This is a genomic window from Allobosea sp. 47.2.35 (assembly GCF_024655635.1).
Lineage (GTDB): Bacteria > Pseudomonadota > Alphaproteobacteria > Rhizobiales > Beijerinckiaceae > Allobosea.
Genome location: NZ_JANLGI010000002.1, coordinates 306,738 through 320,731, shown reverse-complemented (window position 1 = coordinate 320,731; position 13,994 = coordinate 306,738). Strand labels below are relative to the sequence as shown.

Here is a 13,994-nt window from a genome sequence, read left to right as displayed (position 1 = left end):
TGCTCAATCGCTGCATTCTTATCATTTGATGAGACAATGAACCTGCCCCACCCTTGCTGCGGGAAGAAACGCACAGGGAGTGGCGACGATGGCTGGTTCAGCACCGGCAGCGATCGCGTTCATCGGCTTCGGCGAGGTCGGGCAGACGTTCTCGCGCGGCCTCTTGGCCAATGGCGCCCACGGCATCCGTGCCTATGACCTGCTGTTCGACAGCGCTGCCGGCCGCCGGCTGGAGGACGTCGCGCAGCAGATCGGCGTCGGTCGCGGCGCTTCGCCGGCCGAAGCCTGTGCAGAGGCCGATTTCATCTTCTCGGCGGTAACGGCGGACCGTGCCGAGGCCGTGGCGGCCGAGGCTGCCGCCTGGCTGAAGCCCGGTCAGATCTTCGTCGACGTCAATTCGGCGGCACCTTCGACGAAGCAACGGGCGGCGAAGGCGGTCGAGGCCAGCGGCGCCGACTATGTCGAAGCAGCCGTGATGGCGCCCGTGCTCAAGCCCGGCTTGAAGGTCTCGATCCTCGCGGGCGGCCCCAAGGCAAGCGCCGCGGCCGACATCCTCAACGGCCTCGGCATGAACCTGGCCCCGGTCTCGGAGACGTTCGGCCGGGCTTCCGCGATGAAGCTCTGCCGCAGCATCATGATCAAGGGGCTGGAGGCGCTGATGGTCGATTGCGCCGCCGCCTGCGAGGCCTGGGACGTCAAGGACCCGGTCTTCGCCAGCCTGCACGCAACCTTTCCTTCGATCGATTTTCACGCACTCGCCGCCGATATGCGCGAGCGCGTGGCGACCCATGGCATCCGGCGCGCGGCCGAGATGCGGGAGGCGGCCGAGATGCTCGCTGCCGCCGGGCTTGCGCCGGGGCTTGCCAGCGCCGTTGCCGATGCACAGCAGCGCGGCGCGCGCCGCAAGGGAGGTCTTTGATGCAGCTCGACCGCCGTTCCGTCCTTGCCGGCCTCGGCACAGCAGGATTGTCGGGCCTCGTCCCGGCCAGGGCACAGCCGGCATGGCCGAGCCAGATCATCCGCATCGTCGTGCCGTTCACGCCGGGCGGCAGCACCGATGTGCTGGCGCGGCTGATCGCGACGAAGCTGGAGCAGGTCATTCCCGGCAAGGGCTTCGTCATCGAAAACCGGCCGGGCGCCGGTGGCATGACGGCAGCAGGTCAGGCCGCGAAATCCGACCCCGACGGCCACACGCTGATGATGGGCCATATCGGCACGCTGGCCTTCGCGCCCTCGCTCTATCCGAACGTGCCCTATGACCCGGTGAAGGATTTCCAGCCGGTCGCGCTCGTGGCGATGGTGCCGAACATCCTGGCGATCAACCCGAAGCTGCCGGCGAAGACACTCGGTGAGTTCATCGCCTATGCCAAGGCCAATCCCGGCAAGCTGAACTACTCATCCGGCGGCCAGGGCAGCGCCGCCCATATCGCCACCGCCTATCTGACCTATCGCGCCGGCATCAATGCCGTGCATGTGCCCTATCGCGGAACGGCACCCTCGGTGAACGACCTCGTCGCCGGACAGGTCCAGTTCACGCTGACGGGCGGCCCGGCCGTGCTGCCACTGGCCGAAGGCGGACAATTGCGCGTGCTCGGCGTCGCCAGCCGCGATCGCGTCGGCTTCGCGCCGAACCTGCCCACGCTGGCCGAGAGCGGCCTGCCCGATTTCGAGGCGGTGCAATGGTATGGCGTGGTCGCGCCGGCCAAGACCCCGCGCCCGATCGTCGACCGGCTCAACCGCGAGATCAACGGCCTGCTCAGCCAGCCGGATTTCGCGGCAGCGCTCGCCCGCGACGGTGCCATCGCGCGGCCCGAGACGCCGGATGGCTTCGGCAAGCTCATCGCATCGGAGCTTGCGCTCTGGCGCGACGTCATCACGCGCGCCGGCATCAAGGCGTCGGAGTGAGTCGATGGGCCAGCGCGCCGTCCCCTGCATGCTCATTCGCGGCGGCACCTCGAAGGGCGCCTATTTCCTGCGCGACGACCTGCCGGCGGATGTGGCGGCGCGCGACGCCTTCCTGCTCGCCGTGATGGGTTCGCCCGACAAGCGGCAGGTCGACGGGCTAGGCGGCGCGCATCCGCTGACCAGCAAGGTCGCGATCGTCTCGCAATCGAGCGAGCCGGGCTGCGATATCGATTTCCTGTTCGCACAGGTGGGCATCGAGACGGCGCAGGTCGATACGACGCCGAATTGCGGCAACATCCTCGCCGGCATCGGGCCGTTCGCGCTGGCGCGGGGGCTAGTCAAGGCGAGCGGCGCCCGCACGACCGTCCGCGTCCGCACGATCAATACCGGCACCATCGCCGACCTGACGATGGACACACCCGATGGCGAGGCAGGCACAGAGGGCAGCGCACGCATCGACGGCGTGCCCGGCACCTCGGCACCGATCGATATCGGCTTCCTCGACGCGGAAGGCTCGGTCTGCGGTTCGCTGCTGCCGACCGGCAATGTCGTCGACGTGATCGATGGCGTGCCCTGCACGCTGATCGACAATGGCATGCCGGTGATCGTCATGCGGGCCGCCGATCTCGGGCGCTCGGGATACGAGCCGCGCGATCTGCTCGACAAGGATACGGAGCTGAAGGCGCGGATCGAGCGCATCCGGCTTGCCGCCGGGCCGCTGATGAATCTCGGCGATGTCGCGAAGAAGGTGGTGCCGAAGATCGCGCTGGTCGCGCCGCCGCAGGCGGGCGGTTCGATCTGCACGCGCAGCTTCATCCCGCATGAATGCCACGCGTCGATCGGCGTCTTCGCCGCCGTGACGGTGGCGACCGCGGCCGCCCTGCCCGGCTCGCCAGCGGCTTCCGTCGCGGCGATGCCCGAGGGCCGGGAGCGCTCGCTCTCGGTCGAGCATCCGACCGGCGAATTCACGGTGACGCTGACCGTCGGCGGCACCGCCGAGCGGCCGGTGATCGAGCGCGCCGGGCTTCTGCGCACCGCGCGCATCCTGATGGAAGGCCGTGCCTTCGTGCCGGCCCATGTGATGGCGGCGCGTGCGGGCGCCGCCCGCCACGCTGCTGAATGAGACGAGAGGACTGACCGGCAATGGCCGACAAGCAGAAGACCGGACTGGTGATCACCGCCCATCCCGGCGATTTCGTCTGGCGGGCGGGCGGCGCGATCGCGCTGCATGCGAAGCGCGGGATGCGCGTCAAGATCCTCTGCCTGTCCTATGGCGAGCGTGGCGAGAGCCAGTTCGCCTGGAAGAAGGCGGGCGTCCGCATGGAGGACGTCAAGGCGCAGCGCCGCGAGGAGGCGCAGGCCGCGGCCGAACTGCTCGGCGCCGAGATCGAGTTCATGGATGCCGGGGACTATCCGCTGCGGACGACGCCCGGGATGCTCGACCGCGCCATCGACATCTTCCACGAGCTCAACCCCAGCTTCGTGCTGACCCATGCGCTGGAAGACCCCTATAATGTCGACCACCCGGAAGCGACGCGCTTCGCGCAGGAGGCGCGCATCATCGCGCAGGCCGCCGGGCACAAGCCCGATCCGGAGCGCGCCTATGCCGCCCCGCCGGTCTTCCTGTTCGAGCCGCACCAGCCCGAGCAGTGCAATTTCAAGCCGAACGTCATCCTGAACATCGACGCGGTCTGGGAGCAGAAGCGCAAGGCCTTCGAGATCCTCGCCGCGCAGAAGCATCTCTGGGAATACTACACCCGCGTCGCGCTGAACCGCGGCATGCAGGGCGGCCGGAATTCCGGCAAGGCGATGACTTATGGCGAGGCCTATCAGCGCCTGTTCCCGGAAGCGCTGGAGGTGCTGGCATGACCCCCGTCGTCATCCGCACGAAGAAGCGCGCGCCGGTCGCGGCCATGGCCGATCTGCGCGAGCTCGGCGTCTCCACCACGCATGAGGCGATGGGCCGGAGCGGACTGCTGAAGCCCTATATGCGGCCGATCTATCCGGGTGCGCAGATCGCCGGCGGAGCGGTGACGGTGCTTGCCCAGCCTGGCGACAACTGGATGATCCATGTCGCGATCGAGCAGGTGCAGCCGGGCGACGTGCTGGTCGTCGCCTGCACCACCGACAATACCGACGGCATGTTCGGCGACCTGCTCGCGACCTCGCTGAAGGCGCGCGGCGGCGCCGGCCTCGTCATCGATGCCGGCGTGCGCGACGTGCGGGTGCTGACCGAAATGGGCTTCCCCGTCTGGTCCCGCGCGATCTCGGCCAAGGGCACGGTCAAGGCGACGCTCGGCTCGGTCAATGTGCCCGTGGTCTGCGCCGGGGCGCTGATCCACCCCGGCGACGTGATCGTCGCCGACGACGATGGCGTTGTGGTCGTGCCGAGGCTGGAGGCGGAAGCGGTGGCAGCGGCCGGCCGCAAGCGCGAAGCGGCCGAGGAGGAGAAGCGCCGACGCCTCGCCTCGGGCGAGCTCGGGCTGGACATGTACGGGATGCGCGAAGGCCTCGCCAAGGCCGGCCTCGTCTATCGCGACGACGACTGAGACCGAAGCAACCGGCTTCGCAGAAAGCCGCAGCAGGGGAAGGAAACGACGATGACGCATCGCAGGACGGTACTCGGTGGCATGCTCGGGCTGGCGCTGGCCGCCTCGACGAGCGGGTTCGCGCTGGCGCAGGAGGCTGTGAAGATCGGCCTGATCCTGCCGATGACCGGCCCCTTCGCCTCGACAGGCAAGCAGATCGACGCGGCGGTGAAGCTCTTCCTCGCCAGGGAAGGCGCCACCCATGGCGGACGCAAGCTCGAAGTGATCCTCAAGGACGATGCCGGCAATGCCGATGCGACGCGCCGCCTCGCGCAGGAACTGGTCGTCAACGACAAGGTCTCGGTGCTGGCCGGCTTCGGCCTGACGCCGCTCGCCATGGCCACCGCTCAGATCGCGACGCAGGCCAAGGTGCCGGAGGTGGTGATGGCGGCGGCGACTGCGACGATCACCGAGGCCTCGCCCTATATCGTGCGGACCTCCTTCACCCTGCCGCAGGCCTCAGAGCCGATGGCGGACTGGGCTGCGGCGAACGGCATCAGGAAGGTCTTCACGGTGGTCACCGATTACGGCCCGGGCATCGATGCCGAGACCTCCTTCGCCAACAAGTTCAAGGCGGCGGGCGGCACGGTCGAGAGCGTGCGCGTGCCGCTGCGCAATCCGGATTTCGCGCCCTTCCTCCAGCGCGTCTCCGAGGCGAAGCCTGATGCGCTCTTCGTCTTCGTGCCCTCGGGCGTCGGCGCGCAGTTCATGAAGCAGTTCGTCGAGCGCGGGCTCGACAAGGCCGGCGTCAAGCTGATCGGCCCCGGCGACGTGGTCGATGACGACATCCTCGAGGGGATCGGCGATGTCGCGCTCGGCGCCATCACCACGCATCACTATTCGGCGGCGCATGACAGCCCGGCGAACAAGGATTTCGTCGCGGCCTTCCAGAAGGCCAATCCCGGCATGCGTCCGAACTTCATGGCGGTCGGCGGCTATGACGGCATGAAGCTCATCGCCAAGGCGCTGGAAACGACCAAGGGCGACGCCAGCGGCGACAAGCTGATCGCGGCGATGAAGGGCGCTTCCTGGGAGAGCGTGCGCGGGCCGGTGAAGATCGATCCCGATACCCGCGACATCATCCAGAACATCTATGTCCGCAAAACGCAGAAGGTCGGCTCCGAACTGCACAATGTCGAGTTCGCGACGATCAAGGACGTCAAGGACCCGGTTAAGGCCCGCAAGTGACGGCCGCGCCCCTCACAATGACGGGCTGGTGCACATGCTGACCGTCCTGTTCGACGGCATCGCCTATGGGATGGTGCTCTTCGTGCTCGGCTGCGGGCTCTCCGTGACGATGGGGTTGATGAACTTCGTCAACCTCGCCCATGGCGCCTTCGCGATGCTCGGCGGCTATGTCGCCGTGCAGGCGATGCAGCGGCTTGGCCTGCCCTTCCTGGCCTGCCTGCCGCTGGCATTTCTCGCGGCGGCACTGGTCGGAATCGTGCTGGAACGGCTGATCTACCGGCCGATGTACGCCAAGAGCCATCTCGACCAGGTGATGTTCTCGATCGGGCTCGTCTTCATGGCGGTGGCCGGCACCGACTGGCTGATGGGCTCGACCCAGCAGTTCATCCGCCTGCCGGCCTGGCTGCAGGGACGCTTCGAGATCGCCGGCGTCGGTATCGGCCGCTACCGGCTCTTCGTCATCGTGGTCTGCGGCTTGCTCGCCTTCTCGCTGCAATGGGGCTTTGCCCATACCCGCTTCGGCAGCCGCCTGCGCGCCGCCGTCGACGATGCGCGGGTGGCGCGCGGGCTCGGCATCCCGGTCAACCGGCTCTTCGCCCTGACCTTCGCGCTGGGCTGCGGGCTGGCCGGATTCGGCGGAGCGCTCGGCATCGAACTGATGGGGCTCGATCCCTCCTTCCCGCTTAAATTCATGATCTACTTCCTGATCGTCGTCACCGTCGGCGGCACCTCCAGCATCACCGGGCCGTTCTTCGCCGCCATGCTGCTCGGCGTCGCCGATGTCGTCGGCAAGTATCTCGTGCCCGAGATCGGCGCCTTCATCATCTATGCGCTGATGGTCGTGCTGCTGATCACCCGCCCGCACGGGCTCTTCGCGAGGGCGCGGGCATGAGGGCCGAAAGCTTCGACAGCAGGGTCCGGCAGGCGCTTCACGCCGGCCGGCGCTGGCATCCCGCGGAGATCGCCTTCTGGTGTCTGGCCTTCGCCGCCTTCCTGCTGTTCCCGCGCAACCTGCTGCTGCTCAACGAGATCGCGATCCTGGCGCTGTTTGCGCTCTCGCTCGACCTGATCCTCGGCTATGCCGGCATCGTCTCGCTGGGACACGCCGCCTTCCTCGGCATGGGCGCCTATGCGGCCGGGCTCTTCGCCAAGCATGTCGGCGGCGATCCGCTCGTCGGCCTTGCCGTCGGGATGGGGGCGGCCGGCTTGCTCGGCCTCGTCACCAGCCCGCTGGTGCTGCGCGGCAGCGACCTGACGCGATTGATGATCACGCTCGGCGTCGCGCTCATCCTCTTCGAGCTGGCGAACTCCTTGGGCTCGCTCACCGGCGGTGCCGACGGCCTGCAGGGCATCATGATGAAGCCGGTGCTCGGCCTGTTCGACTTCGATATCTTCGGCCGCACCGCCTATCTCTATTCGCTCTCCGTGCTGTTCGTGCTCTTCCTGATCGCGCGGCGGGTGGTGCATTCGCCTTTCGGCCTCTCGCTGCGCGCAGTCCGCGACAACCCGCTGCGGGCCTCGGCCTCCGGCGTGCCGAATGCGCGCCGCCTCGCTGCCGCCTATACGCTCGCAGCCGCCTATGCCGGCGCTGCGGGTGCGCTGCTCGCCCAGACCACGCAATTCGTCTCGCTCGACGTGCTCGACTTCCACCGCTCGGCCGATCTGATGCTGGTGCTGATCATCGGTGGGGCCGGTTATCTCTATGGCGGACTCGTTGGCGCCATCGCCTTCAAACTGCTGCAGGACGCAATCGCGAGTTTCACGCCGCAATACTGGATGTTCTGGATCGGGCTCTTCCTGGTGCTTTTCGTGCTCGGCGGGCGAGAGATCATCCATGGCGCGGTCAAGGCGGTGGCTGGGCGCCTTGCCACCTTCGGCAAGGGGGGCGTCCGATGAGCGTCGCTCTCCAGACCTTCGACCTCGTCAAGAACTTCGGCGGCATCACCGCGACCGCCCATGTCGATTTCACGTTGGCGAAAGGGGCGCGTCACGCGCTGATCGGCCCGAACGGTGCCGGCAAGACGACCTTCGTCAACCAGCTCACCGGCGTGCTCAAGCCCAGTTCCGGCCGCATCGAATTGATGGGCGAGGACATCACCAGTCTGCCGCGCGAGGCACGGGTGAAGCGCGGGCTGGCACGGACCTTCCAGATCAACCAGCTTTTCGCAACGATGACGCCCTTGGAGATGATCGCGCTCGTCACCTCCGAGCGCCTCGGTCGCGGCAGCCATCCCTTCCGGGCGCTCGACCGCGATCCGGAACTGGTGAGTCAGACCGCGGAAATCCTGAACCGATTCCGGCTCGACGACATCGTGGATCGGACGATCGCGACACTGCCCTATGGCAAGCAGCGCCAGATCGAGATCGCAGCCGCCTTTGCGGCGAGGCCCTCTGTACTGCTGCTGGACGAGCCGGCGGCCGGCGTGCCGGAGGCCGAGCGGCGCGAACTGATGGAGACGGTCGCCGAGCTACCCGGTGATGTCTCCGTGCTGCTGATCGAGCACGACATGGACCTCGTTTTCCGCTTCGCGACGCGCATCACCGTGCTGGTCAATGGCCGCGTGCTGGCGGAGGGGTCGCCGGAGGAGATGGCACGCGATCCGGCCGTCCGCGCGGCCTATCTCGGCGAGGACGCCCATGTCTGACGCATCGAAGCCTGAACTGCTCAGGATCGAGAAGCTCTGCGCCGGCTATGGCGAGGCGCAGGTGTTGTTCGATATCGACCTGACGCTCGCCGAGGGGCATTCGCTGGCGCTGCTCGGCCGCAACGGCGTCGGCAAGACGACGCTGGTCAACAGCATCATCGGCGTCACCCGCCGGCGCGGCGGGCGGGTCATGCTGGCCGGGCGCGATCTCTCCACCGCCTCGCCCGAGCAGAGGGCGCATGCCGGCATCGGCTGGGTGCCGCAGGAGCGCAATATCTTCAAGTCGCTGACGGTGCTGGAGAACCTCACAGCGGTCGCCAAGCCGGGCCCGTGGGATGTCGCCCGCGTCTTCCGCATGTTTCCGCGTTTGGCGGAGCGCAAGGCCAATCTGGGCAACCAGCTGTCCGGCGGCGAGCAGCAGATGCTGGCGATCGGCCGGGCGCTGATGCTCAACCCGAAGCTGCTGCTGCTCGACGAGCCGACCGAGGGCCTCGCCCCGATCATCGTCGAGGAACTGCTGAGGGCGCTGAAGGCCTTGTTCCGCGAGGAAGGGCTTGCCGCCATCGTCATCGAGCAGCACGCGCGCAAGATCCTCGAACTGACGGACGACGCCATCGTGCTCGAACGCGGCCGCGTCGTCCTCGCCGAGCGCAGCGCGATGCTCATCACCGAGCCCGAACGGCTCGAACACCATCTCGGCCTCGCTGCCGCCTGACCATCACGACACGGGAGGATACGTCATGAGCCAGAGACAGAAGCCGCCGTTCCGGGGCGACATGGTCGGAAGCCTGCTGCGCAGCGCGCCGGTCAAGGACGCCCGCGCCAAACGCGCGTCCGGCGAGATCAGCCAAGCTGAACTCACGACGATCGAGGACGAGGAGATCAAAAAACTCGTCAGGAAGCAGGAGGAGGTCGGCCTGCAGGCCGTGACCGACGGCGAGTTCCGCCGCGCCTTCTGGCATTTCGACTTCCTCGACGGCCTGAGCGGAGTCACCACCTACGAGACCGATGCCGGCATCCAGTTCAAGGGCGTCGCTACCAAGGGGCACGGCATCCGCGTCACCGGCAAGCTCGATTTTCCGGCGGACCATCCGCATCTGGCCCATTTCAAATTCCTGGCCTCGGTCACGAGCCGCGTGCCGAAAATGACCATCCCGAGCCCGTCCATGCTGCATTACCGCGGCGGCCGGAAAGCGGTCGACCCGTCCGTCTATCTCAGGATGGAGGATTATTACGACGATCTCGGCAAGGCCTACGCCAAGGCGATCAGGGCGTTCTACGATGCCGGCTGCCGCTACCTGCAGCTCGATGACACCAGCCTGTCCTATTTCTGCGATCCCGAGCAGCGGAAGATGCTGGCCGAGCGCGGCGACGATCCCGACAAGCTGATCTTCATCTATCGCGACGTGCTCAACGCGGCGCTGAAGGCGAAGCCTGCCGACATGCAGATCACTACCCATACCTGCCGCGGCAATTTCAAATCGACCTTCATCGCCTCGGGCGGTTATGAACCCGTGGCGGACATGGTCTTCAACCAGATCGATGTCGACGGCTACTTCATGGAATGGGACGACGACCGCTCCGGCGGCTTCGAGCCGCTGCGCTTCCTGCCCAGGGGCGACAAGCAGGTCGTGCTCGGGCTCGTCACCTCCAAGTTCGGCGCGATCGAGAGCAAGGACAATCTCAAGCGCCGGATCGAGGAAGCCGCGAAATTCGCGCCGCTGGAACAACTCTGCCTGTCGCCACAATGCGGCTTCGCCTCGACCGAGGAAGGCAATGTGCTGGCCGAGGACGAGCAATGGGCCAAGCTCGCGCGCATCCTCGAAGTCGCCAAGGAAGTCTGGGGATGAATAGCGAACCCTGTTTCGACATCGCCCATCTCGGCCATGTCGAGCTCTTCACCAACAAGCCCGAGGCCAGCCTCGACTTCTTCGTCAATGTCTTCGGATTGACGGAAAGCGGGCGCGAGGGCGATTCCGTCTATCTGCGCGCCTGGGACGATTACGAATTCCACACGCTGAAGCTCACGGCCTCGAACACCACCGGCGTCGGCCATATCGGCTATCGCGCCACGAGCGAAGCGGGGCTCCTACGTCGTGTCGCCGCGATCGAGGCGATGGGTGCCGGCATCGGCTGGAGCGAGGGCGATCTCGGCCATGGCCGGGCCTATCGCTTCCGCGATCCCGACAACCATGTCTTCGAGATCTATTTCGACACGCACAAATACGTCGCGCCCGAAAACGAGCGACCGGCGCTGAAGAACCAGGCGCAACGCAACCATGGCCGCGGCTGCGCCGTTCGCCGGCTCGACCATGTCAACCTGCTGGCGCAGGACGTCGCGGTGATCCGCGACTTCATGCCGAAATCGCTGGGCAGCCGCGTCACCGAGCAGATCGTGCTGGATTCAGGCGAGGTCGGCGGCTGCTGGTTCACAGTCAACAACAAGAGCTACGACATCGCCTATACCCGCGACCACACCAGCGCGCAGGGACGCTTCCACCATGTCACCTATGCTGTCGATCAGCGCGAGCACATCCTGGAAGCGGCGGATCTCTTCCTGGAGAATGGCGTCTTCATCGAGACCGGGCCGCACAAGCATGCGGTGCAGCAGACCTTCTTCCTCTATGTCTACGAGCCCGCCGGCAACCGCGTCGAGATCGCCAATGCCGGTGCGCGCCTGATCCTCGATCCGGACTGGCAGACCGTGACCTGGACCGAGACCGAGCGGAAGAAGGGGCAGGCCTGGGGGCTCAAGACGATCGAGAGCTTCCACACGCATGGGACGCCGCCAATGGCCTAACGGCCCGGCGTTTCCCGAACTGTGGAATCCGTCGAGGCGCTGCGCCACCAGCCTCGTGATGCCGGCCGGCGCGATCGCCAGCCGGCTCATGGAGGCCCGGCTTCGTCAGGCCGCGCCGACGCCGCCGAAGACCATGCGGCCGCGATGGAAGGTCGCGCTGCGCTCCGGCAGGCGGGCAACGGCCTCGGCCGAGCAGCTGGCCGGAACCAGCGTGAAATCGGCGGCATCGCCCGCCTTGGGCCAGGCCCGCTCGCCCTTGTCGGTGAGCGGCAGCACGCCGCCGGTCGCGATCGCCAACGCACGGGACAGGCGGAACTCGTCGCTGCCGCGATAGAGCTGCGCGTAGAGATTGGCCTTCTCGAGCATGTCGGCACGGCCGAAGGGCGACCAGTGGTCGATAACGCTGTCGGTGCCGGTCATCACGAAGACGCCCTTGGCGGTGAGCTGTGGCAGCGGCATCGTCGAGGCGCCGAGCGGCACCGTCGAGGCGATGCTCATGCCCTGAGCGGCCATGCGGGTCGCGGCTTCATCGAGGGCACCCGGCGACATCGTGGCCAGCGCGAAGCCGTGGCTGATCGTGACCTTGCCGCGCAAGGCCGGGTTCTTCTCGACGGTCGCGATCATGTGCAGGATCGCGGTGACACCGGCCGGGCTCGACTCGTGCAGGTGGATGTCAACGCCGGTGCCCGTGTCGAGCGCGATCTGGAACATCGCGTCGAGCGACTTCTCCATGGCGCCGTCGACATTGGTCGGGTCGAGGCCGCCGACATAGGCGACGCCCATGCTCATCGCCTCGCGCATCAGCTTGTCGACCTTAGAGAGCAGCAGGCCATGCTGCGGGAAGGCCACGATCTCGCAGTCGAAATCAGCGCGATGCTTCTCCAGCGCGCGCTTGAGGTGTTCGAGGCTCTTCAGCCCGCTGACCGGATCGATATTGCAATGGCTGCGCGCAACCGTGGTGCCCTTGGAATGCAGCAGGGCGATGAGCTGCTCCGCATGCTTCTGCGAGTCCGGCAGCAGTTGCGGGATGAGCTTCTCCTCGCGGGCGATCATGTCGAGGATCGTCTTGCCCTGCCGCGGCAGCGGCGCCTGCCAGGAGCGGCCATAGAAGGTCTTGTCGAGATGGATGTGCATGTCGCGCATCGCAGGCAGCGCGAGCTGGCCATGGGCGTCATAGCTCGGCACGCCCGCGGGCAGCACGGCACCTGCCGCATGGATCGCGGCGATCTTGCCGGCCTTGATCTCCAGGGCATAGAGGGCCGAGCGCGTGCCGGTCACGATGTCGCCGTCATAGACGAAGCCCTCTTCGAGCCGCACGCCGGTCAGGAGATAGTGCTGCTCCGTCGGGATGCGCTTGCTCGCCGAGGCCGCAGGCGTGGTGGAGGCGGATTTGGCGGCGGCCGGCTGCGCCTGCGCGGTCCCGCCCGGCAATCCCGCCATCACGGCGCAGGCGGTGGCGAGGCCACCTGTCCGGCCGATGAACGAACGCCTGCTCTGATGATAGGCCAGTTCCATGGTCGCCGCCTCCTTGTGATCGTTGCCGACGCCATACGCGCGAAGCCGGCGATTTGGCAGCGATATTTGGCAATGCTGGCGATTGCGATACTCAATGCTAGCGCCCTCTACGGCTCCAGATGGCAATAGGCAGCCAGCCGCTCGGCCAGGGTCGCGGTCGAGGCCGGCGCATCGTCCCGGTAGTACAGCGCGAGCTCGAAATCGGTCATCTCGGCGAAACCTTCGGCCGTGCCCAGAACCCTGTGGCCGGGCAAGCGGCAACTGGCCGGCAGCAGTGTCATGCCGAGCCCAGCCGCCGACGCGGCAGCGAGCGCGGCGAGGCTGCCACTGCAATAGCCGATGCGCCAGCGCATGCCGAGCCGGTCGAGGGCCTGGCACAGCTCGTCGCGATAGAGGCCGCCGAGCGGGAACATCGCCAGCGATACCGGCGCGCGCTCGATTGCCGGATGCGCCAGGCTGTCGAGCCAGAGCAAGGGCTCCCGCCTTGCCGCACGCGGCGGCTGGCCGCGCCGCTGCTTCACCAGCACGAGGTCGAGTTCCTCGCGCTCATAGGCGGCGCGCAGATCGGCGCTCAGCCCGCTGCTGACATCGAGCCTGAGATGCGGATGCATCCGGCTGAAATCGGCGAGGAGATCGATGGTCGGCACCGCGAAATCCTCGGGCATTCCCAAGCGCAGCACGCCGTCGCGCCAGACGCCCGTCAGCGCATCATGCGCCTCCTCGTTGAGGGCGATGATGCGCCGCGCATAGCTCAGGAGACGCTCTCCCTCCTCGGTGAGCTGAACCTGATGCGATGAGCGTTCCAGCAACGGGCAGCCCAGCAGGTCCTCGAGGCGCTTCACCTGCAGGCTGACGGTCGATTGCGACAGCGAGACCCGATCGGCTCCCCGCGTGAAGCTCAGCGTCTCGCAGACCGCGACGAAGCTGATCAGCACCTGCGGATTGAACATCGGGTAGCGATTCATACGTTCGTCGCTCCGGGTGCACGCGCCGCGAAGCTCGTGTTACCGCGACAGACGGTTCTGCCGCAACGAACGTCCGCTGATCGCTCAGGTTTTCGCGCGCGGGTCGTGCTTGGCGATGCGCGCCAGCAGGTAGTCCACCTCAGCCTTGGCGGCAGCGCTGAGGACCGAGCCCGACTTGCGCTGGGCGTCGTGGCTGAGGATGCCGCGCTTCATCATCGTGTACTTGCGCACGGCAAGGCCGACACCCTGCTGCTGGTGATCGCGATCGCAACCATCGTCACGCCAGCCGCGACGGCCGTGTGGCGGCGGTCGAAAATTGCTGGCGCCTAGACGGGAGCGGAACGTGTCAGCAGCGGTGTTTCAGCCTGCCGGCAAAGTGGCGGGGGCG

The 13,994-nt window shown here is 67.0% G+C and carries 15 protein-coding genes and 1 pseudogene (1 of these 16 only partly in view); 12 read left to right on the top strand and 4 right to left on the bottom strand.

The features are described from left to right. Nucleotides 1–88 precede the first annotated feature (88 nt). From NUV79_RS04160 to NUV79_RS04105, 12 genes are read left to right on the top strand one after another with little or no spacing between them, the layout of a single operon-like run. Entirely contained in the window at nucleotides 89–919 is an 831-nt protein-coding gene (locus NUV79_RS04160; RefSeq protein WP_257731812.1) for an NAD(P)-dependent oxidoreductase, read from the top strand. Further along, nucleotides 919–1,905, top strand: a complete 987-nt coding sequence (locus NUV79_RS04155; RefSeq protein ID WP_257731811.1) for a Bug family tripartite tricarboxylate transporter substrate binding protein — start codon at nucleotides 919–921, stop codon at nucleotides 1,903–1,905. Before NUV79_RS04160 ends, NUV79_RS04155 begins: the two co-directional genes overlap by 1 nt. A gap of 4 nt (nucleotides 1,906–1,909) precedes the next feature. Beyond that, entirely contained in the window at nucleotides 1,910–3,028 is a 1,119-nt protein-coding gene (locus NUV79_RS04150) for a 4-oxalomesaconate tautomerase (protein WP_257731810.1), read from the top strand. A gap of 20 nt (nucleotides 3,029–3,048) precedes the next feature. Beyond that, complete coding sequence (locus tag NUV79_RS04145) at nucleotides 3,049–3,774, top strand: PIG-L deacetylase family protein (protein ID WP_257731809.1); 726 nt, start codon at nucleotides 3,049–3,051, stop codon at nucleotides 3,772–3,774. Then, nucleotides 3,771–4,454, top strand: coding sequence for a 4-carboxy-4-hydroxy-2-oxoadipate aldolase/oxaloacetate decarboxylase (locus tag NUV79_RS04140; protein ID WP_257731808.1), 684 nt, complete (start codon nucleotides 3,771–3,773; stop codon nucleotides 4,452–4,454). The genes NUV79_RS04145 and NUV79_RS04140 overlap by 4 nt, the downstream gene beginning before the upstream one ends. 51 nt (nucleotides 4,455–4,505) lie before the next feature. After that, nucleotides 4,506–5,681, top strand: coding sequence for an ABC transporter substrate-binding protein (locus NUV79_RS04135; protein WP_257731807.1), 1,176 nt, complete (start codon nucleotides 4,506–4,508; stop codon nucleotides 5,679–5,681). 34 nt (nucleotides 5,682–5,715) lie between these two features. Beyond that, on the top strand, nucleotides 5,716–6,573 hold the full coding sequence (locus NUV79_RS04130; RefSeq protein WP_257731986.1) for a branched-chain amino acid ABC transporter permease: 858 nt from the start codon (nucleotides 5,716–5,718) through the stop codon (nucleotides 6,571–6,573). Continuing rightward, on the top strand, nucleotides 6,570–7,577 hold the full coding sequence (locus NUV79_RS04125) for a branched-chain amino acid ABC transporter permease (RefSeq protein ID WP_257731806.1): 1,008 nt from the start codon (nucleotides 6,570–6,572) through the stop codon (nucleotides 7,575–7,577). Before NUV79_RS04130 ends, NUV79_RS04125 begins: the two co-directional genes overlap by 4 nt. Next, complete coding sequence (locus NUV79_RS04120) at nucleotides 7,574–8,326, top strand: ABC transporter ATP-binding protein (RefSeq protein ID WP_257731805.1); 753 nt, start codon at nucleotides 7,574–7,576, stop codon at nucleotides 8,324–8,326. Before NUV79_RS04125 ends, NUV79_RS04120 begins: the two co-directional genes overlap by 4 nt. Next, the gene (locus tag NUV79_RS04115; RefSeq protein WP_257731804.1) at nucleotides 8,319–9,041 is read left to right on the top strand and encodes an ABC transporter ATP-binding protein; all 723 of its coding nucleotides are present in this window, start codon (nucleotides 8,319–8,321) and stop codon (nucleotides 9,039–9,041) included. The genes NUV79_RS04120 and NUV79_RS04115 overlap by 8 nt, the downstream gene beginning before the upstream one ends. A gap of 25 nt (nucleotides 9,042–9,066) precedes the next feature. Then, the gene (locus NUV79_RS04110; RefSeq protein ID WP_257731803.1) at nucleotides 9,067–10,176 is read left to right on the top strand and encodes a 5-methyltetrahydropteroyltriglutamate--homocysteine S-methyltransferase; all 1,110 of its coding nucleotides are present in this window, start codon (nucleotides 9,067–9,069) and stop codon (nucleotides 10,174–10,176) included. Beyond that, nucleotides 10,173–11,126 carry a catechol 2,3-dioxygenase gene (locus tag NUV79_RS04105; protein WP_257731802.1) on the top strand — a complete coding sequence of 318 codons (954 nt, stop codon included), beginning with the start codon at nucleotides 10,173–10,175 and terminating at the stop codon, nucleotides 11,124–11,126. Before NUV79_RS04110 ends, NUV79_RS04105 begins: the two co-directional genes overlap by 4 nt. A 105-nt stretch (nucleotides 11,127–11,231) precedes the next feature. Here NUV79_RS04105 and NUV79_RS04100 read toward each other — a convergent pair whose 3' ends face one another. The 4 genes and pseudogenes from NUV79_RS04100 to NUV79_RS04085 all read right to left on the bottom strand — a co-directional run. Further along, nucleotides 11,232–12,641 (bottom strand): amidohydrolase family protein, encoded by a 1,410-nt coding sequence (locus tag NUV79_RS04100; RefSeq protein ID WP_257731801.1) that lies wholly within the window; start codon nucleotides 12,639–12,641, stop codon nucleotides 11,232–11,234. A 107-nt stretch (nucleotides 12,642–12,748) separates the two neighbouring features. Next, nucleotides 12,749–13,606 carry a LysR family transcriptional regulator gene (locus NUV79_RS04095; RefSeq protein ID WP_257731800.1) on the bottom strand — a complete coding sequence of 286 codons (858 nt, stop codon included), beginning with the start codon at nucleotides 13,604–13,606 and terminating at the stop codon, nucleotides 12,749–12,751. Between the two features lie 84 nt (nucleotides 13,607–13,690). Next, nucleotides 13,691–13,870, bottom strand: a pseudogene (locus NUV79_RS04090) (dihydrodipicolinate synthase family protein); the annotation flags it as partial. A gap of 62 nt (nucleotides 13,871–13,932) precedes the next feature. Beyond that, on the bottom strand, nucleotides 13,933–13,994 hold the 3' end of the coding sequence (locus NUV79_RS04085; RefSeq protein WP_465246826.1) for a CocE/NonD family hydrolase. 1,852 nt of this gene lie beyond the right edge of the window; 62 of the gene's 1,914 nt are visible here — the last part of the coding sequence; its start codon lies beyond the right edge, outside the window — the gene reads right to left on this strand; the stop codon is at nucleotides 13,933–13,935.